The 25,666-nt window shown below is 72.6% G+C and carries 25 protein-coding genes; 19 read left to right on the forward strand and 6 right to left on the reverse strand.

What is annotated here, in order from left to right; translation table 11 throughout:
* Nucleotides 1-73: 73 nt before the first annotated feature.
* The 6 genes from APR03_RS03695 (at nt 74) to APR03_RS03720 (ending at nt 5,353) form a co-directional block, all read left to right on the forward strand.
* On the forward strand, nt 74-1,075 hold the full coding sequence (locus APR03_RS03695; protein WP_253832920.1) for a Bug family tripartite tricarboxylate transporter substrate binding protein: 1,002 nt from the start codon (nt 74-76) through the stop codon (nt 1,073-1,075).
* Nucleotides 1,072-1,611 carry a tripartite tricarboxylate transporter TctB family protein gene (locus tag APR03_RS03700; RefSeq protein ID WP_253832922.1) on the forward strand — a complete coding sequence of 180 codons (540 nt, stop codon included), beginning with the start codon at nt 1,072-1,074 and terminating at the stop codon, nt 1,609-1,611. Before APR03_RS03695 ends, APR03_RS03700 begins: the two co-directional genes overlap by 4 nt.
* Nucleotides 1,604-3,115 (forward strand): tripartite tricarboxylate transporter permease, encoded by a 1,512-nt coding sequence (locus tag APR03_RS03705; protein ID WP_253832924.1) that lies wholly within the window; start codon nt 1,604-1,606, stop codon nt 3,113-3,115. The genes APR03_RS03700 and APR03_RS03705 overlap by 8 nt, the downstream gene beginning before the upstream one ends.
* Before the next feature lie 23 nt (nt 3,116-3,138).
* Nucleotides 3,139-3,918 carry an SDR family NAD(P)-dependent oxidoreductase gene (locus APR03_RS03710; RefSeq protein ID WP_253832926.1) on the forward strand — a complete coding sequence of 260 codons (780 nt, stop codon included), beginning with the start codon at nt 3,139-3,141 and terminating at the stop codon, nt 3,916-3,918.
* Between the two features lie 39 nt (nt 3,919-3,957).
* Nucleotides 3,958-4,533 (forward strand): orotate phosphoribosyltransferase, encoded by a 576-nt coding sequence (gene pyrE / locus APR03_RS03715; protein WP_253832928.1) that lies wholly within the window; start codon nt 3,958-3,960, stop codon nt 4,531-4,533.
* Between the two features lie 91 nt (nt 4,534-4,624).
* Nucleotides 4,625-5,353, forward strand: a complete 729-nt coding sequence (locus APR03_RS03720; RefSeq protein ID WP_253832930.1) for a type III secretion system chaperone family protein — start codon at nt 4,625-4,627, stop codon at nt 5,351-5,353.
* A 12-nt stretch (nt 5,354-5,365) separates the two neighbouring features.
* On the opposite strand, the gene APR03_RS03725 is transcribed toward APR03_RS03720, so the two are convergent.
* Nucleotides 5,366-6,139 carry an HAD-IIA family hydrolase gene (locus APR03_RS03725; protein WP_253832931.1) on the reverse strand — a complete coding sequence of 258 codons (774 nt, stop codon included), beginning with the start codon at nt 6,137-6,139 and terminating at the stop codon, nt 5,366-5,368.
* 33 nt (nt 6,140-6,172) lie between these two features.
* Between APR03_RS03725 and APR03_RS03730 the strand changes: the two genes are divergently transcribed.
* The 3 genes from APR03_RS03730 to fbaA all read left to right on the forward strand — a co-directional run bounded on the left by APR03_RS03730 (nt 6,173) and on the right by fbaA (nt 8,762).
* A complete protein-coding gene (locus tag APR03_RS03730; RefSeq protein WP_372494753.1) occupies nt 6,173-6,832 on the forward strand; it encodes a TrmH family RNA methyltransferase in 660 nt (219 codons plus the stop codon).
* 88 nt (nt 6,833-6,920) lie between these two features.
* Nucleotides 6,921-7,583, forward strand: a complete 663-nt coding sequence (locus APR03_RS03735) for a hypothetical protein (protein WP_253832933.1) — start codon at nt 6,921-6,923, stop codon at nt 7,581-7,583.
* Nucleotides 7,584-7,742: 159 nt separating this feature from the next.
* A complete protein-coding gene (gene fbaA / locus APR03_RS03740; protein WP_253832934.1) occupies nt 7,743-8,762 on the forward strand; it encodes a class II fructose-bisphosphate aldolase in 1,020 nt (339 codons plus the stop codon).
* Between the two features lie 106 nt (nt 8,763-8,868).
* Here the strand turns inward: fbaA and APR03_RS03745 are convergent, their stop codons facing one another.
* Nucleotides 8,869-9,348, reverse strand: coding sequence for an STAS domain-containing protein (locus APR03_RS03745; RefSeq protein ID WP_253832935.1), 480 nt, complete (start codon nt 9,346-9,348; stop codon nt 8,869-8,871).
* 438 nt (nt 9,349-9,786) lie between these two features.
* On the opposite strand from APR03_RS03745, the gene APR03_RS03750 reads away from it, so the two are divergent.
* Entirely contained in the window at nt 9,787-12,000 is a 2,214-nt protein-coding gene (locus tag APR03_RS03750; RefSeq protein ID WP_253833448.1) for a SpoIIE family protein phosphatase, read from the forward strand.
* Nucleotides 12,001-12,196: 196 nt separating this feature from the next.
* Here the strand turns inward: APR03_RS03750 and APR03_RS03755 are convergent, their stop codons facing one another.
* Nucleotides 12,197-12,601, reverse strand: a complete 405-nt coding sequence (locus tag APR03_RS03755) for an STAS domain-containing protein (protein WP_253832936.1) — start codon at nt 12,599-12,601, stop codon at nt 12,197-12,199.
* Between the two features lie 131 nt (nt 12,602-12,732).
* On the opposite strand from APR03_RS03755, the gene APR03_RS03760 reads away from it, so the two are divergent.
* The 6 genes from APR03_RS03760 (at nt 12,733) to APR03_RS03785 (ending at nt 18,160) form a co-directional block, all read left to right on the forward strand.
* Nucleotides 12,733-13,176, forward strand: a complete 444-nt coding sequence (locus APR03_RS03760) for a DUF3151 domain-containing protein (protein ID WP_253832937.1) — start codon at nt 12,733-12,735, stop codon at nt 13,174-13,176.
* A gap of 74 nt (nt 13,177-13,250) precedes the next feature.
* The gene (locus APR03_RS03765; RefSeq protein WP_253832939.1) at nt 13,251-14,543 is read left to right on the forward strand and encodes an adenylosuccinate synthase; all 1,293 of its coding nucleotides are present in this window, start codon (nt 13,251-13,253) and stop codon (nt 14,541-14,543) included.
* A gap of 56 nt (nt 14,544-14,599) precedes the next feature.
* Complete coding sequence (purD, locus tag APR03_RS03770) at nt 14,600-15,889, forward strand: phosphoribosylamine--glycine ligase (protein WP_253832941.1); 1,290 nt, start codon at nt 14,600-14,602, stop codon at nt 15,887-15,889.
* Nucleotides 15,890-15,977: 88 nt separating this feature from the next.
* On the forward strand, nt 15,978-16,250 hold the full coding sequence (gene purS / locus APR03_RS03775) for a phosphoribosylformylglycinamidine synthase subunit PurS (RefSeq protein WP_253832944.1): 273 nt from the start codon (nt 15,978-15,980) through the stop codon (nt 16,248-16,250).
* Nucleotides 16,250-16,990, forward strand: a complete 741-nt coding sequence (gene purQ, locus APR03_RS03780) for a phosphoribosylformylglycinamidine synthase subunit PurQ (protein WP_253832946.1) — start codon at nt 16,250-16,252, stop codon at nt 16,988-16,990. Before purS ends, purQ begins: the two co-directional genes overlap by 1 nt.
* Before the next feature lie 27 nt (nt 16,991-17,017).
* Nucleotides 17,018-18,160, forward strand: a complete 1,143-nt coding sequence (locus APR03_RS03785; RefSeq protein WP_253832948.1) for a GNAT family N-acetyltransferase — start codon at nt 17,018-17,020, stop codon at nt 18,158-18,160.
* A gap of 19 nt (nt 18,161-18,179) precedes the next feature.
* Here the strand turns inward: APR03_RS03785 and APR03_RS03790 are convergent, their stop codons facing one another.
* Nucleotides 18,180-18,974 (reverse strand): MBL fold metallo-hydrolase, encoded by a 795-nt coding sequence (locus APR03_RS03790; RefSeq protein ID WP_253833450.1) that lies wholly within the window; start codon nt 18,972-18,974, stop codon nt 18,180-18,182.
* Nucleotides 18,975-19,125: 151 nt separating this feature from the next.
* On the opposite strand from APR03_RS03790, the gene APR03_RS03795 reads away from it, so the two are divergent.
* Nucleotides 19,126-21,588: a glycoside hydrolase family 3 protein gene (locus APR03_RS03795; RefSeq protein ID WP_253832950.1), complete on the forward strand. Its 2,463-nt coding sequence runs from the start codon at nt 19,126-19,128 to the stop codon at nt 21,586-21,588.
* Here the strand turns inward: APR03_RS03795 and APR03_RS03800 are convergent.
* Complete coding sequence (locus APR03_RS03800; protein ID WP_275977114.1) at nt 21,578-22,786, reverse strand: O-succinylhomoserine sulfhydrylase; 1,209 nt, start codon at nt 22,784-22,786, stop codon at nt 21,578-21,580. The two genes, APR03_RS03795 and APR03_RS03800, sit on opposite strands and share 11 nt — an antisense overlap.
* Before the next feature lie 56 nt (nt 22,787-22,842).
* Nucleotides 22,843-23,310 (reverse strand): rhodanese-like domain-containing protein, encoded by a 468-nt coding sequence (locus tag APR03_RS03805; protein WP_253832954.1) that lies wholly within the window; start codon nt 23,308-23,310, stop codon nt 22,843-22,845.
* A 253-nt stretch (nt 23,311-23,563) separates the two neighbouring features.
* On the opposite strand from APR03_RS03805, the gene APR03_RS03810 reads away from it, so the two are divergent.
* Both APR03_RS03810 and APR03_RS03815 read left to right on the forward strand, forming a co-directional pair.
* Complete coding sequence (locus APR03_RS03810; protein ID WP_253832955.1) at nt 23,564-24,835, forward strand: ATP-binding protein; 1,272 nt, start codon at nt 23,564-23,566, stop codon at nt 24,833-24,835.
* Nucleotides 24,832-25,587 carry a phosphotransferase enzyme family protein gene (locus tag APR03_RS03815; protein ID WP_253832957.1) on the forward strand — a complete coding sequence of 252 codons (756 nt, stop codon included), beginning with the start codon at nt 24,832-24,834 and terminating at the stop codon, nt 25,585-25,587. The genes APR03_RS03810 and APR03_RS03815 overlap by 4 nt, the downstream gene beginning before the upstream one ends.
* Nucleotides 25,588-25,666 lie beyond the last annotated feature (79 nt).

A 25,666-nucleotide genomic window follows, 5' to 3' on the forward strand; every position in this document is an offset into this window, starting at 1 on the left:
CCTACGCTCGCGCCGACCGCACCGCACTGCACCGCACTGCACCGCACTGCACCGCACTGCTCAAGGAGGAGACATGCGTATCGTCCGAACCGGGGTCGTCCCCGCGGGGGTCGTCCTGGCCCTGGCCCTCACGGGCTGTTCCAGCCTGGAGTCGAACGCCGGGGGTGGTGACGCGGCGATCGACGAGCTGTCCGTGGTGGTCCCGGCGGCGCCGGGCGGCGGCTGGGACCAGACGGGCCGCGCCCTGCAGGCCGACCTCCAGGAGGAGGGGCTCGTCGGCACCGCCACCGTCACGAACGTCGACGGCGCCGGCGGCACCGTCGGCCTGGCCAACATCGCCAACGCCACCGACCCGAACACGCTGCTCGTGATGGGCCTGGTGATGGTCGGTGCCGTGGAGACCAACCAGTCCCAGGCCCGTATCGAGGACACGACGCCGATCGCGCGCCTGACCGAGGAGCAGGAGGTGATCGTGGTGCCCGCGGAGTCGCCGTACGAGACGGTCGACGACCTGGTGGCCGACATCGAGAAGAACGGCAAGGACGTGGCCGTGACGGGCGGCTCGGCGGGCGGCACCGACCACATGCTCGCGGGCATGCTGCTCCAGGCCGCGGGCCTGCCCGCCGACGAGATCGCGCGGAGCCTCAACTACGTGGCCTACTCGGGCGGCGGGGAGTCCCTGGCGGCGCTGCTGGGCAACAACGTCGACGCGGGCATCTCGGGCGTCAGCGAGTACGCCGAGCAGGTCGAGGCGGGCGAGCTGCGGGCGCTGGCGGTCTCCGGGGAGGAGCGCGTGGACGCCCTGCCGGACACGCCGACGCTCACCGAGGCGGGCTACGACGTCGTCTTCACGAACTGGCGCGGTGTGGTCGCCCCGGGCTCCGTCGACGACGCGGAGCGGGAGGCGCTGACCGACGCGGTCACCGAGCTGGCCGGGTCGGACGCGTGGCAGGCGACGCTCGAGGAGAAGGACTGGGACGACGCGTTCCTCGCGGGCGACGAGTTCGACGCCTACCTCGAGGAGAACATCGCGGAGACGCAGTCCGTGCTGCGGGACATCGGTCTGCTCCAGTGAGCGCGGACGGCAGCGGTCCCGCGGCGGACGTCGTCGCGCCCCGCCGTCGGTGGGGCGAGCTCGTGCTCGCCGCCGCCACGGCGGCGCTCGGCGGGTACGTGCTGGTGGCCGCCGGCGACATCGTGGTGCCCGGCTCGACGAACACGCTCGGCCCGCGCGCCTTCCCCTACCTCGTGGGCGCGATGCTCGTCGCGGCGGGCGTGGTGCTGGTGATCCTGGTGCTGACCGGCCGCGCAGGGCAGGAGGAGGGCGGCGAGGACGTCGACCCGACCGTCCGCACCGACTGGCTCACGGTGGGGCTGCTCGTGGCCGCCCTCGTGGTGCACGTGTTCACGATCAACGTGCTCGGCTGGCCGTTCGCCGCCGCGCTCCTGTTCGCCGCGGCCGCCGTCGTCCTGGGCGCGCGCCCCTGGTGGCGTGCCGCCCTGGTCGGCCTGGTGCTCGGCCTGGTGATCCAGGTCGTCTTCGGCGGCCTGCTGGGGCTGTCCCTGCCGCCCGGCCCGCTCCTGGAAGGGGTGCCGTTCCTCCGTGGATAACCTCGCCGCCCTCCTCGAGGGCTTCACCACCGTGCTGCACCCGGTGTACCTGCTGTACGCGCTGTTCGGCGTGTTCGTCGGCACCGCCGTGGGCGTGCTGCCGGGCATCGGCCCGGCCATGGCGATCGCGCTGCTCCTGCCGCTCACCTACACCCTGGAGCCGACGGCGGCCATCATCGTCTTCGCGGGCATCTACTACGGCGGCATGTACGGCGGGTCGACGACGTCGATCCTGCTCAACACCCCCGGCGAGTCCGCCTCGATCGTGACCGCCATCGAGGGCAACAAGATGGCGCGTGCCGGCCGTGGGGCGGCGGCGCTCGCCACCGCCGCGATCGGCTCGTTCGTCGCCGGCACGCTCGCCACCGTGGCGCTCACGTTCCTGGCCCCCGTGGTCGCCCGCTGGGCGGTGCAGCTCGGCGAGCCCGACTACTTCGCCCTCATGGTGGTCGCGTTCGTCACCGTCGGCGCCCTGCTGGGCAGCTCGGTGCCGCGCGGCCTCGCGGCGCTCTCGCTCGGCCTCTTCCTCGGCCTGGTCGGCACCGACACCCTCACCGGGCAGCAGCGGTTCACGTTCGGCGTGCCCAACCTGGCGGACGGCATCGACGTGGTCGTGGTCGCCGTCGGCCTGTTCGCCGTCGGGGAGGCCGTGTACGTGGGGTCGCGGATGCGGCACGGTCCGGTTCACGTGATCCCGGTCGAGAAGGGCTGGCGCACCTGGATGAGGCGCGACGACTGGCGCCGCTCCTGGAAGCCGTGGCTGCGCGGCGCCGCGATCGGCTTCCCCGTCGGCACCATCCCGGCGGGCGGCGCCGACGTCGCCACCTTCCTGTCCTACGCGTCCGAGCGGCGGCTCGCCGGCCCGCGGCGCAAGGAGTTCGGCAAGGGCGCCATCGAGGGCGTCGCCGGTCCCGAGGCCGCCAACAACGCCGCGGCGTCCGGCGTGCTGGTCCCCCTGCTCACCCTGGGCCTGCCCACGACGGCGACGGCGGCCATCATCATCGTCGCCTTCCAGTCCTACGGCATCCAGCCGGGCCCCCTGCTGCTGCAGAGCCAGTCGGCCCTGGTGTGGGCGCTGGTCGCGAGCCTGTACGTGGGCAACCTCATGCTGGTCGTGCTCAACCTGCCGCTGGTGGGCATGTGGGTCAAGGTGCTGCGCATCCCGCGGCACTACCTCTACGCGGGCATCCTCCTGTTCGGCGCGCTCGGCTCCTACGCGCTGAACTTCTCGCCCGTGGACGTGCTGCTCCTGGTGGTGGTCGGGCTCGTCGGGTTCTTCATGCGCCGGTACGGGTACCCCGTGGCGCCCCTCGTGGTCGGCATGATCCTCGGCCCCATGGCGGAGGACCGGCTGCGCCGCTCCCTCGCCATCAGCCAGGGCGACCTCGCCTACCTCGTGACCAGCCCCTTCGCCGCGACGGCGTACGCGGCGATCGCGGTCCTGCTGGCCGTGGGCCTCTGGCTCCGGCGGCGTGAGCGCGCGCAGGAGGTCACGACGAACTGACTCCGGCTCGATAGGCTCGCCGGATGAGCACCGCACTGATCACCGGCGGGTCCGCCGGCCTGGGCCTCGAGTTCGCCCGACAGCTGGCCGCCGCAGGGCACGACCTGGTGCTCGTGGCACGCGACGCGGAGCGCCTGCGTCAGGTCGCCGAGGAGCTCGGCCCGGCGCACGGCGTCGCCGTCGAGGTGCTCCCGGCGGACCTCTCGGTGGCCGACGACGTCGCGCGGGTCGCGCAGCGGCTCGCCGTCGTCGGCGGCCGGCCGGGGGAGGGCGACCTGCGGCCCGTCGGCCTGCTCGTCAACAACGCGGGCTTCGCCACGGGCACCCGGTTCGCGAAGAGCCGCGTCACCACCGAGCGCCGCAGCATCGACGTCATGGTGAAGGCGGTGGTCGAGCTCACGCACGCCGCCGTCGGGCAGATGCTCGAGCGCGACCGCGGCGCGATCCTCAACGTCGGCTCCGTCGCCGCCCTCACCGCCGGCGGCACGTACGCCGCCGCCAAGGCGTACGTGCGCACGTTCACCGAGTCGCTCGCCTCCGAGCTGCGCGGCACCGGCGTCACCGTCACCCTGCTCTCGCCCGGGTTCACGCACACCGAGTTCCACGCGCGGGCCGGTGTCCCCGAGTCCTCGATCGCTCCCGAGTGGGGCTGGCTGAACGCCGAGTACGTGGTGCGGACGGCGCTCGCCGACGTGCGCCGTGGCGTGGTGCTGTCGACGCCGTCAGCGCGCTACAAGGCGGCCTCCGCGCTGCTGCGGGTGGCGCCGCGCTGGGCCGTGCGCGCCCTCGGCTCCTACCGCTGACCGCGCGGCCGGGGCCGGGCCGCGACGTACCCTTGCACCGTGAACGCTGACTTCTCCCCGACCCCGCGCGAGCAGCTCGCCGAGCTCATCAAGGAGCTCGCGGTGGTGCACGGCCGCGTGACCCTGTCCTCCGGCAAGGAGGCCGACTACTACGTCGACCTGCGCCGCATCACGCTGCACCACCGGGCAGCGCCGCTCGTGGGGCACGTGCTCCTCGACCACCTGGAGGAGGTCGGGCTGGGCACGGCCGAGGTCGACGCCGTGGGCGGGCTGACCCTGGGGGCCGACCCGATCGCGACGGCACTGCTGCACGCCGCGGCGTCGCGCGGGCAGGACCTCGACGCGTTCGTGGTGCGCAAGGCCGCCAAGGCGCACGGCATGCAGCGCCAGATCGAGGGGCCGGACATCGCGGGCCGCAAGGTCGTCGTCGTCGAGGACACCACCACGACCGGGGGCTCGCCGATCACCGCGATCGAGGCCGCGCGCGCCGCGGGCGCCGAGGTGCTCGGCGTCGCCACCATCGTCGACCGGGCCACGGGCGCGGGCGAGAAGATCGAGGCGCTCGGCGTGCCGTACCACTTCCTCTACGGCCTCGGGGACCTCGGTCTCGCCTGATCCGGCGGCCGGTCGCCATACCGTAAAAGTGGCCGTCTCATATCACTTGCTCGTGGAGACTTTTGCCTAGCCCTGCTGTATCTTTACGTTCATGGGGCCTTTTGTCGCATTAGTCCTGCTCGTTGCCGGCGTCGTGACCTTCACGGTCAGCGCTGCCCGGATCATGCGGCGTGGGCGTTCGCAGGACGTCGCCCAGTGGGCCGAGGCGAACGGGTGGGAGTACGTGGGCACCGACCCCGTGCTGGCCCAGCGCTGGACCGGCCGGCCCTTCGGCATCGGCATCGACCGGGTGGCCCGCGACGTCGTCCGGGGCAACGTCGACGGGTTCGACATGGTCTCGTTCACCTACACGTGGCGCTCGGGCGCGCCGGAGGGGGACAGCCGCCGGCTCGGCCTGCGCCGCACGGCGCACGTCGTCGCGCTCGACGCCCTGCCGGGCGAGCCGGTGGTGGACCTGTCGCCCGAAGGCCTGCGCGAGAAGTGGCAGAAGCTCTTCGGCGCGCAGGACGTGCAGATCGACAACCCGGCCTTCGACGGCCAGTGGCTCGTGCGCACGTCCGACGAGTTCTTCGCGCGCCGGGCGCTGGACGCCCGCCTCGCCAACATCGTGATGCTGCCCGACTTCCACGGCTCCCGGCTGCGGATCGAGGGCCCGTCGGTGCTGCTGTGGCGGCCGGGCCGCACCGACGTCACGACCCTCCACGAGCGCGCCAAGCGCGTCGCCGACGTCGCCCGCATCGTGCTGCCGATGGAGAAGGGCGGCCCGCGCTTCGAGTCGGGCGGCACCATCGACGGGTTCGGTATCCCGGGCCTGACCTGAGCCCCGCCGGGCTCAGACCCGGTCGACGATGTCCGCGATCGAGCTCACCACGTGGCTCGGCCGGAACGGGTACTTCTCGACCTCCTCGACGGCCGTCGAGCCCGTGAGCACGAGGAACGTCTCCAGCCCCGCCTCCATGCCACCGAGGATGTCCGTGTCCATGCGGTCGCCCACCATCGCCGTCGACTCCGAGTGCGCGCCGATCAGGTTCAGGGCGGACCGGAACAGCACCGGGTTGGGCTTGCCCACGTAGTAGGGCTGCCGGCCGGTCGCCGCCGTGATCATGGCCGCGACCGACCCGGCGGCGGGCAGCAGACCTTCCTGCGACGGGCCCGTGACGTCCGGGTTGGTGCAGATGAACCGCGCGCCGCCCACGATCAGCCGGATGGCCTTGGTGATGGCCTCGAACGAGTACGTGCGGGTCTCACCGAGCACCACGTAGTCCGGGTCGGACTCGGTGAGCGTGAAGCCGGCCTGGTGCAGCGCCGTCGTCAGACCGGCCTCGCCGATCGCGTACGCGCTGCCGTTCGGGATCTGGTCCGCGACGAACTGCGCGGTCGCCAGGGCCGACGTCCAGATGTTCTCCTCCGGCACGTCGATGCCGCTGTACGCGAGCCGCGCACGCAGGTCGCGCGGCGTGAAGATCGAGTTGTTCGTCAGCACGAGGAACGGCAGGTCCTTGTCGCGCAGCGCCTTGATGAACTCCGGGCCGCCGGGCAGGGCCGTCCCCTCGTGCACCAGCACGCCGTCCATGTCCGTGAGCCAGGCTTCGGTGGTCCGCTCCATGCGGGTCAGCCTAGTGTCTCGGCCCGGGGCACAATGGCGGCCATGCCCGAGCGCCTGTCCGAGGACCTGCCCGAGGAAGCGCCCCGCGAGGTGGGCGTCGGCCCCTGGTCCGGGCCGCTGCCCGACGACCCCCGCTACGACCCGGGTCTGCTCGCCGACGGCGACCGCCGCAACGTGACCGACGGGTACCGGTACTGGACCGTGGAGGCGATCGTCGCCGACCTGGACACCCGCAGGCACCCGTTCCACGTCGCGATCGAGAACTGGGCGCACGACCTCAACATCGGGTCGGTGGTGCGCACGGCCAACGCCTTCAACACGGCGGGCGTGCACGTCGTGGGCCGACGCCGCTGGAACCGGCGGGGCGCCATGGTCACCGACCGCTACCTGCACGTGAGCCACCACCCGGACGCGGAGGCGCTGGCGGCGTGGGCGGCCACGGCTGGGCCCGACGGGAGCCGGCTGGCGGTGGTCGGCATCGACAACGTGCCCGGCTCGGAGCCGATCGAGGGGTACGCGCTGCCGCGCGAGTGCGTGCTCCTGTTCGGCCAGGAGTCCACCGGCCTCACCGCCGAGGCGCAGGCCGCGTGCGACGTCGTCCTGCACATCACCCAGTACGGGTCCACCCGGTCGATCAACGCGGGTGCGGCGGCGGCGATCGCCATGCACGCGTGGGTCACGCAGCACGCGTGAGCCGCCGGATCGCGTGCTCGGGAGAACCGGCGGCGGGATAGGATCCGTCGCCGCGGTCACCGGGACCTCGGCCGTCCAGGAGGAACCAGTGGTCACCGAGTACACGCCGCGAGCGGGCGGCTACCGCGCCGCACCGGCAGGCGGCAGCGGGGCGAGGACGCCGCGCCTGCCCTACACCTACCCGCGCCGGAGGTCGGCCGTCGGTTGGCTGTTCCTCCTGCTCAGCCCGCTGTTCGTCGGAATCACCTACGTGTTCGCGAACTACCCCGTCGACAGGTTCCCGCTGAGCACGACCGGCTCGGTGACCGACGCCTGGGTCACCGCCGTGCTGGTGTCCGCCGGGTTCGTCTTCATGGTGCTCCTGGACGGCCGGTTCCTACGTGCCACGGCTGACGGCGTCGTGGCGCGTGCCGCGTCGAAGCAGTACGAGCTCGCGTGGTCGGACATCGCGCTGATCGAGCACACGGAGACCGGTCTGACGATCACGGACCACCAGGGCGGCACCCGCACGATCGAGCTCATCGAACGGAGCGTGCGGGCCAGGCTGCAGCGTCGTGCCACCCCGATGGCGCAGGTCGCAGCGGACCTCGAGCTGCTCAGGGTGGAGATGCGCGCGCCGAGGTCGCTCCACTCGCAGGTCCGGGTCGGCCGGGTGCGTCCGAGCGCCCTGGAATGGGTGCTGATCGTCGTCGTCGTGCTGGGCTCGGTGGTCGTGGCCGGGCTCCGGACAGCGGGCGTCGCGCCGCTCTGAAGGGGTCCTGTCGATGACGACCACAGTGTTTCGGCCGCCCGGCTGTCGAACGGGCGCACACGACCGCTGACGGATCATGGCAAGATCGATGGTGCATCCCTGGGCGGCCCTGGACACTCTTGCGACCGCCCACCTCACCATTCGTTTGGAGTTTCCCAGATGCCCATCGCAACCCCTGAGATCTACGCCGAGATGATCGACCGGGCGAAGGCCGGCAAGTTCGCCTACCCCGCGGTCAACATCACCTCGTCGCAGACGATCACCGCCGCGCTTCAGGGCTTTGCCGAGGCGGAGTCGGACGGCATCATCCAGGTTTCCGTGGGCGGCGGCGAGTACGCGTCGGGCTCGACGGTGAAGGACCGCGTCTCCGGCTCCCTCGCGCTGGCGGCCTACGCCACCGAGGTCGCCAAGGGCTACGGCGTCAACATCGCCATCCACACGGACCACTGCACCGCCGACAAGCTCGACTCCTGGGTCAAGCCGCTGCTCGCGATCGAGGCCGAGCAGGTCAAGAACGGCGGGCTGCCGACCTTCCAGTCGCACATGTTCGACGGTTCCACCGTGCCGATCGAGGAGAACCTCGTGATCGCGGCCGAGCTGCTCGAGCTCTCGCAGGCCGCGCGCACGATCCTCGAGATCGAGATCGGCGTGGTCGGGGGCGAGGAGGACGGCCACACCGCCGAGATCAACGACAAGCTGTACACGACCCCCGAGGACGGCCTGGCCACGGTCCGCGCGCTCGGTGCGGGCGAGAAGGGCCGCTACCTGACCGCCCTGACGTTCGGCAACGTGCACGGCGTGTACAAGCCGGGCGCCGTGAAGCTCCGCCCGGAGATCCTGCTCGACATCCAGAAGTCCGTCGGCGCCGAGATCGGCAAGGAGATGCCGTTCGACCTGGTGTTCCACGGTGGTTCGGGCTCGACGGCGGAGGAGATCTCCGCGGCCGTCGACAACGGCGTCATCAAGATGAACATCGACACCGACACGCAGTACGCCTTCACGCGTCCCGTCGTCGAGCACATGTTCAAGAACTACGACGGCGTGCTGAAGATCGACGGCGAGGTCGGCAACAAGAAGGCCTACGACCCGCGCGCCTGGGGCAAGAGCGCGGAGGCGGGAATGGCCGCCCGCATCGTCGAGGCGTGCCAGCAGCTCCGCTCGGCGGGCCAGAAGCTCTGACCCGGCCCGCGCCGCCGAAGTAGAACTGTGGCGAGATAGAACGGGGGCGGAGGTGCTGATCAGCACCTCCGCCCCCGTTCTATCTCGCCACAGTTCTACTTCGGCATCACGAGGCGGGTGGGCCGCCCACGCCTGCCGGGGCCTGCGTGGTGTCTGACGGCGGGCCCGCCGGACCGTCGTCGTCCAGCTCGAAGCCCGGGTCCTCGTCCACGATGTCCAGCAGGTCGCCGATCCGCGTGACCTCCAGCAGGAAGCGCACCGTCGGCGGTGCGCGCAGCACGCGCACCCGGTGCGGGCTGCGGCTCGCGAGGCGCGCGAGGAACGCGACACCGGACGAGTCCATGAAGGTCACGTGGTGCGCGTCGATCTCGACGGGAAGGCGCGACTCCTCCGCCGCGGCCGTCGCCTCGTGCAGGTCACCGCCGATGTCGGCGTCGATCTCGCCGGAGAGCACGATCCGTGCCCGGGACTTGCCCACGATGACGTGGATGCTCGCGGGGTCCCCGATCTCGGGGTTCTGCTGTCCGGGGTCCTGGGGGCTCCCGCCCTGCGGACCGCGCGGGGGGTCGTATGTTCCGTCCTGCACGGTTCTCCTTCCGGGAGCAATGGTGGTGGCGCTGTGTCGGTCCGATGATAGAGGTTGTGGTTCAGATCTCGGACCGTCCCAATCTACGGTTGAATGTCCTGCTGGAACAGCACCTCGAGCAATAGACATGGATGGGAGGGCATTTTGACCGATTCATCCGGTCTGACACCGTCCTCTCCGCAGCCGCGCCACCCCGGCCTTTCCGTCTTCGGCCTCGGCCCGAACCAGGACGGCCCCGACACGACACCGGACGAATCGCCCGAAGGAAACGGCTTCCGCTTCGGCACCACGCCGGTTCCCGCCCCCGAGAGCGTGCCGCCGTCGGGGCGCCCCGACGTTCCGCCGCCCGGGGCGCACCGTGCCCAGCCCGCCGAGCAGCGGCACCCGGCCGCGCGCCGGCACGAGCACCCCGCACCCGCCGCGCCGACGCGCCGGGGCATGGCGGGCACCGGCATCCCGCGCACCCTCCCGCCGTCGATCGGTGACGTGCTGCTGCGCGCCGCCGTGAACGTGGGCATCCCGGTGTTCCTCACGGGGCCCACCGAGGACGGCATGCCGATGCTGTGGGCCAACAGCGCCTTCGAGCGGTACGCGGGCGTGCGGTTCAGCGACTTCGCCGGGTTCACGGTGCGCCGGCTGGGCGAGATGCTTGTCGAGCCGCAGGACCTGGAGCGGATGACGGAGCTGGTCAACGCGGGCCAGGAGGTGCACGCGACGGTGCGCTCGCACCTGCGCGGTGGCACGAACGGCTGGGCGCAGCTCACGCTCACCCCGGCCCGCGCCGGGCACGGCGACCGCATCACGCACTGGGTGGGCTTCAGCGTCGACGTCTCCGAGCACATGGAGCGGCACGCCGCGCAGCTCGCCAGCCTCGAGGTCGAGCGGCAGCAGCGCGAGGACCTCGACCTCATCGCGCAGACCACCGAGATCCTCACCGACCTCGAGTACCCGTACGCGCTGCGCGACATCGCGGAGCTGCTCCAGTCCATGGTGCGCTGGGCGGGCTTCTACGTGAACGACGACGGCCTCAAGCACGCCTCCGGCATCGACGTCTCCTCGCCGCCGAGCGGCCGCGGACGCCGGCACGCGCGGTACATCGAGGGCGACAACATCGCGGACAAGTCGCTGCGCCGACGACCGCAGACCGACGCCCTGGGCGACTCGGTGACCACGGGCCCGATGCCGATCCTCGAGGTCGTGGACTCCGTGCAGGACGTGCTCGACGGCGTCATCGACGGCCCCGTCATGCTGCACCTGGACATCCCGCACGCGCCGCACTCGGCATCCGGCTGGCTGCAGCGCGACCTGACCCTGCGCCTCGCGGACGAGCTGGGCAAGGCCCCCGACTCGGTGGTCGTGCACCCCGTCGCCGGACGGCGGGACGTGCTCGGCCTCATCGTCATCGTCCCGGACGAGGACGAGGGCGGCGAGTACGTCGAGGCCGAGGAGCCGGACACGCTGCGCACCGTCGTGGAGGTGGTGGCCCGCCGCGCGGGCAGCGCCATCGACAACGCGCGCATGTACGCGCGCGAGCACCGCCTGGCCGAGACCCTGCAGCGTGCCATGCTCCCGGAGCAGGCCGACGTCGCGGGCCTGGACGTGTGGACCTACTACGCCCCGAACGCCGAGCACGCGCAGGTGGGCGGCGACTGGTACGACGTGCTGCAGATCTCGCCGGAGCTGGTGGGCATCGTGATCGGCGACGTCGTGGGGCACGACGTCGAGGCGGCCGCGACCATGGGTCAGCTCCGGTCGGTGGTGCGCTCCTACGCCTTCGAGCTGTCCACGCCGAGCCGCGTGCTCGAACGCGTCGACCAGCTCGTGGCCGGCATGGGCATCCCGCGCTCCGCGAGCATGGTCTACGCCTCGCTCACGCGCGAGGAGGAGCCCGACACCTGGACGGTCGGCTACTCGCGCGCGGGTCACCTGCCGCCGCTGCTGCTGCGCGGCGGCGAGGTCGTCAAGCTCGACGAGGGCGGAGGCGCGCTGGTCGGCTTCGGCTCGCGCGACCGGACCACGGGCCAGGCCCGGCTCCAGGCCGGCGACACGCTGCTGTTCTACACGGACGGCCTCATCGAGCGGCGTGACCGGTCCCTGCGGCTGGGGCTCGAGGCGCTGCTGGAGACCGCGTCCGCGATCACGGCGCGCGACGCCGCGGGGGTGGGCGAGGAGCTCCTGTCCCGTCTGGCGGACGCGCCGGAGGACGACGTCGCGATCGTCGTCGTCCGCATCCCCGACCCGACCGGGGACGCCGGGGGGACCGCACTGTCGCCGCGCTGGCGCCGCTGGATGCTGCCGAGCGAGCCGTCGTCGATCGGCCGGGCGCGGCACGCCGTGCTGCGTACCTGTCAGGCCTGGGGCATCGAGGAGTCCGCGCAGGCCGAGCTGGTGGTCTCGGAGCTGGTGGCGAACGGGGTGCTGCACGGCTGGGGGCACATCGCGCTCCGGCTGTACGACACCGGGGACGGCCTGCGCATCGAGGTCGAGGACAACAACCCGGCGCCGCCCGTGGCGACCGACGGGCACCCGAACCGGCTGGGCGGGTTCGGCATGCAGATCGTCGACCGGCTCGCGGAGTGGGGCTGGCGCCCGTCGGGCAGCGGCAAGCTGGTGTGGGCAAAGCTCCGCCGCCAACCCACGCCCCCGAAGTAGAACCCTGGCGAGATAGAACCGCAGCGAAGTAGAACGGCAGCGAAGTAGAACCACAGCGAAGTAGAACCACAGCGAAGTAGAACGGCAGCGCATCCGGACGGGATGCGCTGCCGTTCTACTTCGCTGCGGTTCTATCTCGCCAGAGTTCTATCTCGCCACGGTTCTACTTCGGCGCCAGGAGGGGGTGGATAACGTTTTACGCGGTGGACGCGTCGCGGTGGGCTAACGGGGACACGTCGTCGTCCCGCGGAGTCATCACCGCGAAGCCCGAGTCGGGGGCGGAGGGCTCGCACGCGTGCTCGTCGTCCACGCGGAAGAGCTCCATGGCGCCGCACACCTCGAGCACGAAGAGGTCTCGCTCGTCGGCCCCGCGGATGACGGTGGCGCCGCCGCGCTTGCGGCCGGCGTCGGCCAGCGAGATGAGGAACGCGGCCCCCGTCGAGTCCATGAAGGTGACCCGGCACATGTCGATGACGAGCAGCTGCCGGCGCAGGCCGACCACGCGCGCCGCGATCTCCGGGAACTGGTCTCGTTCGGCGAGGTCGAGGTCGCCGGCGATCACGAGCGTCGTCGTCGTGGGAGACGTCGCGATCTCGATCATGTGTCGAGCGTAACGACTGTTGCTCGATCGCACCGGATGAAAGGCAAAATTCACCGCCTCCGCGGCGCCCCCGGGCAATCCGGTGCGTCCCTCTTTGTCCGAGTCTGGAGCGCGGATGTGAGAATCACCGCATGAGCACCCACGAGAACCTGCTGCAGGGACCCGCGCCGACGCTGCTGCCCGACGACCTCCCCGACGCCCGCGAGCGGCTGGCCGCGGGCGAGGACCCGGTGGCGGTCGCCGCGGACGCCCCGGCGTCGTCCCTGGTCTGGGCCGTCCTGGCGGAGCGCGCCCTCACGACGGGCACGCCCGCGGGGGACGTCGAGGCGTACGCCTACGCGCGGACCGGCTACCACCGCGGCCTGGACGCGCTGCGCCGGGCGGGCTGGCGCGGGCAGGGCCCGGTGCCCGCGAGCCACGTGCCGAACCAGGGCTTCCTGCGCGCCCTGCTCGCGCTCTCGGAGGCGGCCGGCCGCATCGGCGAGGCGCAGGAGGCCCAGCGCTGCGCGACGTTCCTCACGGACTCCGGCACGTCGGCCGAGCAGGTCCGCGCCCTGCGCGCCGCCACGAAGTAGACTCGGGCGCGGCTCGCCGGCGCCAACGGAGCGCACGCGCGGAGCGACCAAGCAATCCGAGAAGGTGGAGATCCATGCCAGGCGTCGTGCTCGTCGGGGCCCAGTGGGGCGATGAGGGCAAGGGAAAGGCGACGGACCTCCTGGGCTCCCGCGTCGACTACGTGGTCAAGTTCAACGGTGGCAACAACGCGGGGCACACGGTCGTCATCGACGACGAGAAGTACGCGCTGCACCTGCTGCCGTCGGGCATCCTGTCGCCGGGCGTCGTGCCGGTCATCGCGAACGGCGTGGTGGTCGACATCGAGGTGCTGTTCGAGGAGCTCGACGCGCTGATCGAGCGCGGTGTCGACGTGTCGCGCCTGCTCGTGTCGGGCAGCGCGCACGTCATCGCGCCCTACCACCGCACCATCGACAAGGTGACCGAGCGGTTCCTCGGCAAGCGCCGCATCGGCACCACGGGCCGCGGGATCGGCCCGGCGTACGCCGACAAGATCAACCGTGTCGGCATCCGCATGTGGGACCTCTTCGACGAGAAGATCCTGCGCGCCAAGATCGAGGGCTCGCTCGACCAGAAGAACCACCTGCTGGTCAAGGTCTACAACCGGCGCGCGATCACCGTGGACGAGACGCTGGAGGACCTGCTCCGGTACGCCGAGCGGCTGCGCCCCATGGTCACGGACACGGCCGTGGAGCTGAACAAGGCCCTCGACGCCGGCAAGAACGTCCTGTTCGAGGCGGGCCAGGCCACCATGCTCGACGTCGACCACGGCACCTACCCGTTCGTCACGTCGTCCAGCGCGACGGCGGGTGGTGCGGTCACCGGGTCCGGCGTCGGCCCCACCCGCATCGACTCCGTGATCGGCGTCATCAAGGCGTACACGACGCGCGTCGGCGAGGGCCCGTTCCCCACCGAGCTGTTCGACGACAAGGGCGAGCTCCTGCGCAAGACCGGCGGCGAGTACGGCGTCACCACCGGCCGCGCGCGCCGCACCGGGTGGTACGACTCCGTGATCGCCCGGTACGCGACCCGCATCAACGGCCTCACCGACATCGTGCTCACCAAGCTCGACGTGCTCACCGGCCTGGAGAAGGTCCCGGTCTGCGTGGCCTACGACGTCGACGGCGTGCGCCATGACGAGATGCCCACCGACCAGACGGCGTTCCACCACGCCAAGCCGGTCTACGAGGAGCTCGACGGCTGGTGGGAGGACATCTCCCGGGCCCGCTCCTTCGAGGACCTGCCGAAGAACGCGCAGGCGTACGTCAAGGCGCTCGAGGAGATGTCGGGCACGCGGATCTCCGCCATCGGCGTGGGCCCGAAGCGTGACGAGATCATCCCCGTCCACGACCTCATCCACAGCCGCTGACACACCCGCTGACACACCCGCTGAGTCCGTACCCACCGAGAAAGCCCTCCGCCACTGTGAAGATCCTCGTCATCGGTACCGGTGCCCGCGAGCACGCCATCATCCACTCCCTGCACCGGGAGACCGCGGCCGGGACCGCGGCGCACGAGCTGCACGCGGCCCCGGGCAACCCCGGCATCGCGGCCCTGGCCACCCTGCACACGGTGGACCCGCTGGACGGCGCGGCGGTGACGGCGCTCGCCGAGCAGGTCGGCGCCGAGCTCGTCGTCGTCGGCCCGGAGGCGCCGCTGGTGGCGGGCGTGGCCGACTCGGTCCGCGCGGCCGGCATCCCGGTGTTCGGGCCGTCGGGCGAGGCGGCCCGCCTGGAGGGCTCGAAGTCGTTCGCCAAGGAGGTCATGGCCGCCGCCGGCGTGCCGACGGCCATGGCGCACGTGTGCACCGACGTCGACGAGCTCGAGGCCGCGCTGGACGCGTTCGGCGCGCCCTACGTGGTCAAGGACGACGGGCTCGCGGCGGGCAAGGGCGTCGTGGTGACCGACGACCGCGCCCAGGCGCTCGCGCACGGTGCGGCCTGCCTGGCGCACGAGGGCGGCCGCGTGGTGGTCGAGGAGTACCTCGACGGCCCCGAGGTGTCCCTGTTCTGCGTGTGCGACGGCGCGACGGTGGTCCCCCTGGTGCCGGCGCAGGACTTCAAGCGCGTGGGCGACGGCGACGCCGGCCCGAACACCGGCGGCATGGGCGCCTACACACCGCTGGACTGGGCGCCGTCGGGCCTGGTGCAGGAGGTCGTGTCCCGCATCGCCCAGCCCACCGTGGACGAGATGGCGCGGCGCGGCACCCCGTTCTCGGGCGTGCTGTACGTGGGGCTCGCGCTCACCAGCCGGGGTACCCGCGTGGTCGAGTTCAACGCCCGCTTCGGCGACCCGGAGACGCAGTCCGTGCTGGCCCGGCTCGCCACGCCGCTGTCCGAGGTCATGCTCGCGGCGGCCCGGGGTGGGCTCGCCGGGCTGGAGCCGCTGCGCTGGCGGTCCGAGGCGTCGGTCACGGTCGTCGTCGCGTCGGAGGGCTACCCGGCCTCGGCCCGCTCGGGCGACCCGGTCACGGGCGTCGAGGACGCCGAGGCCCTGCCCGGGGTGCACGTGCTGCACGCGGGCACCGGACTCACCGAGACCGGGGAGCTGGTCAGCGCGGGCGGCCGCGTGCTGTCCGTGGTCGCGCTCGGCTCGGACCTCGCCGACGCCCGCCGCCGGGCCTACGAGGGCGTGGCGCGCATCGAGCTCAAGGGGTCGCACCACCGCACCGACATCGCCCGCGCGGCGGAGCGGGGCGAGGTCTCCGTCCCGTAGCGCGGAGATCACAGGGCGGGGCACCCCGGCGCGCCGGTAGACTCGTCCCCGGAATCCCCCTCGTCATTCCCCTCAGCAAGGAGCCTTCGTGGGACGCGTCGTCGTCGAGGTCATGCCCAAGCCCGAGATCCTGGACCCCCAGGGCAAGGCCGTGGTCGGGGCGCTGCCGCGCCTCGGTTTCACCCAGTTCTCCGGTGTGCGTCAGGGCAAGCGGTTCGAGCTCGAGGTGGACGGCGAGGTGACGCCGGAGATCCTCGCCGCTGCCCGCGAGGCCGCCACCACCCTGCTGTCCAACCCGGTCATCGAGGACGTCGTGTCGGTCACCGACGCGTCGGCCGAGGTCGCCGCGGTGAACGCCTGATGTCGGCGACCGCGCCGACGTCCGTGGCCACGGGCATCACCGGCGCCCGGATCGGCGTCATCACCTTCCCCGGCACGCTCGACGACCGGGACGCCGCGCGCGCCGTGCGCCTGGCGGGCGCCGAGGCCGTCTCGCTGTGGCACGCGGACGAGTCGCTGCACGACGTCGACGCCGTGGTGCTGCCCGGCGGCTTCTCCTACGGTGACTACCTGCGCGCCGGCGCGATCAGCCGGTTCGCCCCGGCGATGGCCGCGGTGGTGGACGCCGCCAAGGGCGGGATGCCGGTGCTGGGCATCTGCAACGGCTTCCAGGTGCTGACCGAGGCGCACCTGCTGCCCGGCTCGATGGTCAAGAACGACCACCTGCACTTCGTGTGCCGCGAGCAGGCCATGATCGTGGAGAACGCGCGGACGGCGTGGACCAACGAGTTCCGCCGCGGGCAGCGCATCACGATCCCGCTGAAGAACCAGGACGGGCAGTTCGTCGCCGACGAGCGCACGCTCGACGAGCTCGAGGGCGAGGGTCGCGTCGTCTTCCGCTACGACGGCCGGAACCCCAACGGTTCCCGCCGCGACATCGCGGGCATCACGAACGAGCGCGGCAACGTGGTGGGGCTCATGCCGCACCCGGAGCACGCCGTCGAGCCCGGCTTCGGCCCGGCCTCCGAGGAGGGTCCGCGCGCCGGGACCGACGGGCTGACGTTCTTCACGTCGGTGCTGTCCTCGCTGGTCCACGCGTGACCGCAGGGCCGTCCCCGGCAGGTCCGCGTGTCCGCTGAGGTGCTGGCCGGTCTCACGGTCGACGCGGTGGACTGGGACCACGCCGACGCCGTCCGCCTGCGCGCGGAGCAGCAGCACGAGATCGACCTGCGGTACGCCCAGCCCGGCCGGCCGCCGGAGACGGGCCCCGACGGGCTCCCCGTGCGTGACACGCGCGACCAGGTGGACCCGGACACGCTGCTCGCCACGCTCGTCCTGCGGGTCGACGGCGTCCCGGCCGGGCACGCCGCCGTCCGCGACCTCTCCGGCCGCGACGACTACCGCGGCGGGCTGCACCCGGATGCCACCGCCGAGGTCAAGCGGGTCTTCGTCGCCGCGGGCTTCCGCGGCCGCGGCCTGTCCCGCACCCTCATGGAGGCGGCCGAGGACGCCGCCCGCGCCGCGGGCGCCCGGCACCTGATCCTCGAGACCGGCCTCATGCAGCCCGAGTCGCTGGGCCTGTACCTGCGGATGGGCTACGACCCGGTCGAGTCGTTCGGGGTCTGGTCGTCCGAGCCCGGGTCGCGCTGCTTCGGCAAGTGGCTCGTGCCGGACGCCGTCACCGGTCCCGACCTCGGGAGGACGCCCGCACCCCGCCCCGCCGTGACGCTCCGCGAGGTGCCGTGGGGCGACCCGGACGCCGTCGCGCTGCGCCGCGCGATGTGGGCGTTCCTCCAGGAGCGCTACCCCGAGCTGGTGCCCGACGTCGAGGCGCGGGGCGGCCACGACGCCGTCGACGCCGAGCGTGGGCGTGCCGCCCTGGCGACGTTCGTCGCCACCCTGGACGGCCGGCCCGTGGGCTGCGCGACCCTCGTCGCCGCCGGGGCCGGTCCCCGGCACCTCACGGCGGACCCGGTGCGCGGCATCGGCGGGCTCGCGTCCGCCGGGACGCCGGACGCGCCCGGCTTCGAGATGCGCAGCGTGTTCGTGGACCCGGACGTGCGCCGCGCCGGGGTGGCCACGAGCCTGGTGCGCCGGCTCGAGGACGAGGCCCGCGGGCGCGGTGGCCGCGCGCTGTTCCTCGCCACCGGCTTCCGGCAGCCGGAGGCCCTGCGGCTCTACGTGGGGCTGGGCTACCGGCCGGTGCTGCCCTACCCGCCGCACGGGACCCCGGACGACCCGCTGCTGCTGTACCTGGGCAAGCCGCTCTGAGCCGGGAGCTCCGGGGAGGTCAGCGGCCCCGGAGGAAGTCGAGCTGGGCCCGCACCGACGAACGCGCCGCGAGCAGCACGGACGGGTCCACGTCGGCGTACACGGCGCGGGTCACCGCGTCCAGGAGCGCGTCCGGCAGCGGCCCCTCGACGGCGAGCCCGGCCCCGGCGGGCAGCGTCGCCGACAGCGCGGCGCGCACCTGGTCCAGGCGCTCCAGGCGGTGCGCCCGGTACGCCCGCACGGCCGCGCCGAGGTCGGTGCGGACCGGGCCGTGGCCTGGCAGCCCGGCCACCGGCGTCGTGTCGGTCCCGAGCTCTGCCACGCGCGCCTCGATGCGGTCCAGGGACGCCAGGTAGTCCCGCAGCGAGCCGTCCGGCTCGGCGAGCACCGTCGTCCCCTGCCCCAGCACCGTGTCGCCCGTGAGCACCACCGGGGCGTCCGCGTCGCCGGGCAGGACCACGAAGCACGCGGAGTCCGCGGTGTGCCCCGGCGTGGCCAGCACCTCGACGCGGAGGCCCGCGACCTCCAGCACCTCCCCGTCCGCGAGCGGCCCGGACGCGACGTCGGCCCGGCCGGTACCCGGCGCGCAGAACTCCGGCAGCACCGCCCGGGACGGCGCCCCGGTGAGCTCGCGGAAGCGGGCCAGGCCGCCGGTGTGGTCGGCGTGCCGGTGGGTCACCAGCACGAGCTCGACGGGCCCGGCGTCCGCCAGGGCCTGGAGGTGGACGTCCAGGTCAGGGCCGGGGTCCACCACCACGCAGCCGGTCGCGCCGGGGGCGCGCAGCACGTACGACCGGGTGCCGTCGAGCGTCATCGGCCCGGGGTTGTCGGCACGCAGCACCGTGGCGAAGGAGGCAACCGGATTCACCGGCACACCTTATCCGGCGGTCAACAGGGGTTGTGCTATGGCGTACTCCGGTGTGTGATCGGTAAAACCACCTCCCAGTGTCGAGAGGAACCCCAGGATGTCCGCGATTCTCGACCGGTCACACAGGTCACGGAGACGGGCACGGAACGGTCGCGCCCGCACGGCGGTCCCCGCCGTCCTCACCGCCGTGGCCCTCGCCGTGACGGTCCAGTCCGTCCCGGCGGCCGGGGCGGCCGGGCCGGCGGCTCTCGTCACCGCGACCCCGGTCGTGCTCGTGGAGGACGGCGACACCGCGCGCGTCACCGTCACGGTCGAGACCGCCGACGGCGGCGCGCTCACCGCACCGGTCGCCGTCCGCTGGCGTACCGGCTCGGGCACGGCCACCGCGGACGCGGACTACGCGGCCGGCGCCGGCACCGTCGAGTTCGCGCCGGGGTCGCCGTCGGGCACCGAGCGCACCATCGCGATCCGTACCCGGGAGTCGGCGTCGGGGGAGACGGCCGAGACCGTCCCGGTGCGCCTGGAGTCGCGGGACGCGGACGTCGGGGCGGGCGCCACCGTCGTCGTCCGGGCGCACGGCCTGCCCTACCTCGACCGGCGCCTGCCGGTGCGCAAGCGCGTCGCGGACCTGCTGGGCCGCATGACCCTGGCCGAGAAGGTGGGCCAGATGACGCAGGCCGAGCGCGCCAACGTCGCGGGCGACCCGGACGCGGTCACCGAGCTCGGGCTCGGCTCGATCCTGAGCGGCGGCGGGTCCACGCCCGCCGACAACACCCCGGAGGGCTGGGCCGACACGATCGACGGCTTCCAGGAGCGCGCCCTCGCGACGCGCCTGCAGATCCCGCTGATCTACGGCGTCGACTCCGTGCACGGGCACGGCAACCTCGCCGGGGCCACGATCCTGCCGCACAACATCGGCCTCGGGGCCACGCGCGACCCGCTGCTCGTGGCCCGCGCCGAGCGCATGGTGGCCACCGAGACGCGCGCCACCGGCATCCCGTGGACGTTCGCGCCGTGCGTGTGCGTGGCGCGGGACGACCGCTGGGGTCGCACCTACGAGTCCTTCGGGGAGCACCCCGCGCTCGCGAGCGTGCTGGGCGCCGCCGCCGTCGCGGGGTTCCAGGGCAGTCGCCTGGACAGCAACCGGTCCGTGCTGGCCACGGCCAAGCACTTCGTGGCGGACGGCGACACCGCCTTCGGCACCGGCGAGGGCGACTACACGATCGACCAGGGCATCACGCAGCAGAGCCGCGCGCACGTGGCGCGCACCGACCTACCGCCGTACACGGCCGCGCTGGCGGTGGGCGTCGGGTCCGTCATGCCGAGCTTCTCCAGCGTGGACTGGACCGACGACGGCCTGGGCAACCCCCTGAAGATGCACGCCCACGGCGAGCTGATCACCGGCTGGCTCAAGGAGGACCACGGCTTCGACGGCTTCGTCATCAGCGACTACCAGGGCATCCACCAGATCCCGCCGCTCGCGGACGACTCCCCGACCACGAACCAGATCGTCACGAGCGTCAACGCGGGCGTCGACATGTTCATGGAGCCGATCCAGTTCGAACGGTTCCACACGCGCCTGGTCGCGGCGGTGCAGGACGGCGCGGTGTCGCAGGAGCGGATCGACGACGCCGTCGCGCGCATCCTGACCGCCAAGTTCGAGCTGGGGCTGTTCGAGGAGCCGTTCGCCGACCGCACGCACGCGGACACCATCGGCTCGCCCGAGCACCGGGCGATCGCCCGCAAGGCCGTGGCGGCGTCGCAGGTGCTGCTGAAGAACAGCGGCCGCGCACTGCCCCTGGACGACCGCGACAGCATCTACGTGGCCGGCCGCAACGCCGACGACCTGGGCAACCAGTCGGGTGGCTGGACCGGCACGTGGCAGGGCTTCTCGGGCGAGGTGACCGAGGGCACCACGATCCTGGAGGGCATCGAGGCGGTGGCCGACGACGTGACGTACAGCGTGGACGCGTCGGCGCCGACCGACGGGGCGGACGTCGGCGTCGTCGTCGTGGGCGAGACACCGTACGCGGAGGGCTTCGGCGACGTGGGCGGCCCCGAGTGGGCCTGGGACCCGGCGGACGGCGGCGTGCCGCGCGAGGAGAAGTCGATGGCGCTGCAGCCGGGCGACGTCGACGTGATCGAGAAGGTGTGCGCCGAGATCGACACGTGCGTGGTGCTCGTGGTCTCGGGCCGGCCGCAGGTGGTCACGCAGCAGCTGGGGCAGATCGACGCCCTGGTCGCCTCGTGGCTGCCCGGCACGGAGGGCGCCGGCGTCGCGGACGTGCTGTTCGGCGAGCGCCGGTTCACGGGTCGCCTGCCGGTGTCGTGGCCGCGGTCCGCCGACGACCCGGTGGTGAACGTCGGCGACCGGGGCTACGACCCGCTGTTCCCGTTCGGCTGGGGCTTGTCGACGGGCGGGCGCTGGTCCGCGGTCGACCGGCACCGGCTGGAGCTGCAGGACGAGGCGCTCGACCCGGCCCGGGGTGTCGCGCCGGCGGCGGCCCGGCAGATCGCGAGCCAGGAGGTGACCCGCCTGGAGGCGGAGGTCACCCCCTAGTGGCGCCCAGCGCCTGCTCCACGTCGTCAACGATGTCCCGCACGTCCTCCAGGCCCACCGAGAGCCGCACGGTGGTCTCCGTGATGCCGACGGCGGCGCGGCCGGGTGCGCCGAGCTTGCGGTGGGTCGTGGTCGCGGGGTGTGTGATCAGGGACTTCGCGTCGCCGAGGTTGTTCGAGATGTCGATCACCCGCAGCGCGTCGAGGAACGCGAACGTGCGCTTCTTCGCGTCCTCGGCGGCGGCGCCCTCCGGTACGGCGAGGTCGAACGTCACGACGGTGCCACCGCCGCTCATCTGCGCGCGCGCCAGGTCCGCCTGCGGGTGGGAGTCCAGGAACGGGTAGCGCACGGCACCCACGCCCGGCAGCCCCTCGAGCGCCTGCGCCACGGCGAGCGCTCCCGCGCCCTGCGCCGCGACCCGCACCGGCAGCGTCTCCAGGCCCTTGAGCAGGGTCCACGCGTTGAACGGTGAGAGCGACGGGCCGGTGTTGCGGATGAGCGTCTGCACGGGACCGGAGATGTACTCGGTGCTGCCGAGGATCGCGCCGCCGAGCACGCGGCCCTGCCCGTCGATGTGCTTGGTGGCCGAGTAGACGACGACGTCGGCCCCCAGCTCCAGCGGCTTCTGCAGCAGCGGGGTGGCGAACACGTTGTCGAGCACCACGGTGGCCCCCGCGGCGTGCGCGAGGTCGACGACCGCGCGCACGTCCACGATGTCCTGCATGGGGTTGGACGGCGTCTCGAAGAACACGACGTCCGCGGGCGTGGACAGCGCCTCCTCCCACTGGGACAGCACGTGGCCGTCCACGTAGTCGGTGCGCACGCCCCACTTCTTGAGGATCTCCTCGAAGATCACCACGGTGGAGCCGAACAGCGCGCGGGCGGCCACGATGCGTGAGCCGGAGCTCACGAGCGCGGCCAGCGAGGTGAACACCGCGGACATTCCGGTCGCCGTCGCGTAGCAGGCCTCCGCACCCTCCAGGAGGCGCAGCCGCTCCTCGAAGGTGTGCACGGTCGGGTTGCCGTACCGCGAGTAGACGAACCGGTCCAGGTCGCCCGTGAACGCGGCCTCGGCGTCCGCCGCCGAGTCGTAGACGTAGCCCTGCGTCAGGTACAGCGCCTCGCTGGTCTCCTGGAACTCGCTGCGCTGGTGACCGCCGCGCACGGCGAGAGTCTGCGGGCGCACGGTGGGCGGCAGCGGCTTGCGGCCCGACCCGCCGGGGCTCGCGTCGGGCGGGAACGCACCCGTGACGGTCACGCGGCGCCCTCCGCCGTCGGGCCGCCCTGCGACCACGGCAGCCCGGCGACCTTCCAGCCCTGCTGGTCGCGGACGCCGTCGGCCCCGGGCGCGCCCTCGAAGCCCTCCAGCACGTTGTACGACGGCGAGATGCCCGACGCCGTGGCGAGGCGCGCCGCGCCGATCGAGCGCTGGCCGGAGCGGCAGAGGAAGACCACGGGGCCGTGGGTCACGCCGGCGCCCTGGAGCTCGGCCAGGAACCCGGGGTTGGGGCGGCCGCCCGCCTGGACCCACTCGCTGAACACGGGCTTCTTGCCGAGGGGCGACGTGTCCGGCACGCCGATGGTGCGCCACTCGCCGTCGGTGCGGACGTCCACGAGCGTGGCGTCGGGGTCGGCGGCGAGCAGGTCCCAGGCCTGCTGAGGGGTGAGGTCGCCGGCGTAGCCGTCGGCGGGACGGGCCTCGGGGTGTGCGGGATCGCTCATGGTGCTCCTCCATCGGTCGTGGCGGTAGCACCCTCGGCCGTCCTCGCGCGGGGCGAGGGCGCTGGGTTGCTGCGGCGTCGTCGTGCCACGTCACTCGGCCGCTCGGGATGGTCGAGGAAACCTTACGACATGTGTCCGCTGGGTGGAACGCCGTCTCGCCAGGCAGCGCGACGTGACCGCCTGTAAAGTTTGGAGTCGACGATCTGTAAAGTTTGACTTCTGCCGGATGTAAGGTCCGAAGGAGCTCGCTACAGTGAACTACACACCCAGAGCGGTCGACGCGAATCTCCGCGAGATGCTGCGCGGGCTGCCTGCCGTCTCGGTGGAAGGGGCCAAGGCGGTCGGCAAGACGATGACAGCCGGGCGTCTCGCCCGGACGACGATCCGGCTCGACCGTCGCGAGGAGGCTGAGCTCCTCGCCCTCGACCCGAGCCGGCTACGGCGTGATCCGACGCCGGTCCTCATCGACGAGTGGCAGCTCATGCCCGAATCCTGGGACCTCGTTCGTCGAGCGGTCGACGACGGTGCCGGCGCCGGGGCGTTCCTCCTGACCGGTTCCGCGACCCCGCGGGCGCGGATCCACTCAGGAGCCGGGCGGATCGTCCGCGTCCGCATGCGGCCGATGTCGTTCGCCGAGCGGCAAGTCGAGACGCCCACGGTCTCGTTCGCGAGTCTGTTGGCTGACGGGCGGGCAGACATCGGCGGGAACACCGAGGTCGGGCTGGGGGACTATGCCGAAGAGATCGTCCGTTCCGGTTTTCCCGCTGTTCGAGCCCAGGACGGTGTGCATCGCCGTGACTCGCTGGACGGCTACCTGACACGCATCGTCGAGCACGACTTCAGCGAGCTCGGCCACGTCGTGCGTCGTCCCAAGGTGCTCGAGGCGTGGATGACCGCCTACGCGGCGGTGACGGGGACGACCGCCACCTACGAGGCGATACTGGACGCTGCCACCCAGGGAATCGGTGACAAGCCGACCCGCCCGACTACGGCGGCATACCGTGACACGCTCGAGCGGTTGTGGATCCTCGACGAGGTGCCGGCCTGGGTTGGGAGCCGAAACCGTCTGGCGTCCCTCACTCAGACGTCGAAGCACTTCCTGGCCGATCCGGCGCTCGCCGCCCGGCTCCTGGGTGTCGGGTCCGGCGCGCTGGTCGACCAGCCGCAACCAGGCAAGATCGTCGCCCGTGACGGGACCCTGCTCGGGGCTCTCTTCGAGCATCTCGTGACCCTGAGCGTCCGGGTGCACGCGGAGGTCGAACGAGCGCGAGTCCTGCATCTGCGTACCAAGGGCGGCGAGCACGAGGTCGATCTTGTCGTGGAGCGTGACGACGGAAAGGTCCTGGCGATCGAGGTGAAGCTGAACCCTTTGCCCGGCGACAAAGATGTGAAGCACCTGCGCTGGCTGAGGGAGAAGTTGGGCGACGATCTCCTCGACGCCGTGGTGGTCACCACCGGGCCGCTCGCGTATCGCCGGCCGCAGGACGGGATCGCGGTGGTCCCGCTGGCACTGCTCGGGCCATGAGAACCAGGCCCGACGAGGAGCCCCTGACCGGCGGCACCATGAACTCCGTCGTCCGCGTGGGCGACACGGTGCGTCGCGACGCGGGGCTGTGGACGCCCACCGTGCACGCCTACCTGCACCACGTGCGAGCCCGCGGCGTCCTCGAGGTGCCCGAGCCGCGCGGGCTCGACGAGCGCGGACGCGAGGTCGTCTCGTACCTGCCGGGGGACGTGCCCGGCTGGCCGGCACCCGAGTGGCTCTGGTCCGGGCAGAACCTGCACGACGCCGGGCGCCTGCTGCGCCGGCTGCACGACGCGTCGCTCGGCTTCGACGTGCGCGACGCCGTCTGGCAGTTCCCAGGGCACGAGCCCGTCGAGGTCGTCTGCCACAACGACGCGGCGCCGTACAACATGGTCTTCCGTGGAGGCCGGCTTGCCGGCCTCATCGACCTCGACACCGCGTCCCCCGGGCCCCGGGTCTGGGACCTCGCGTACACGGCCTACCGCCTGGCGCCCTTCGCGGCGGACGCGTTCGACGGCGTCTCGTACGCCGTCGGGCACCTGGACCCCCTCGCCCGGCTGGACGCGCTCGTCGCCGCGTATGGCATCCCGTACCTGCGTGCGGAGGTGCTGGGCACCATGGTTCGCCGCCTCACGGATCTCGCCGCCTTCAGCGAGGCGCGGGCCGACGACGGCGGTCCCCCGGAGCTGCGCGACCACGCGCGGATGTACCGCGCGGACGCGACCCGGGTGGCTCGCCTCGCCACCCCCTGACCTCGTGCGGCCCGGGCCCTGCGACCCGCCCGGATCGTGGGACCAGCATCTGAGACAAGCGTTGACAGTCGCTTTACCC

It is taken from the genome of Promicromonospora thailandica (genome assembly GCF_024171955.1).
GTDB classification, from domain to species: Bacteria; Actinomycetota; Actinomycetes; order Actinomycetales; family Cellulomonadaceae; genus Promicromonospora; species Promicromonospora thailandica.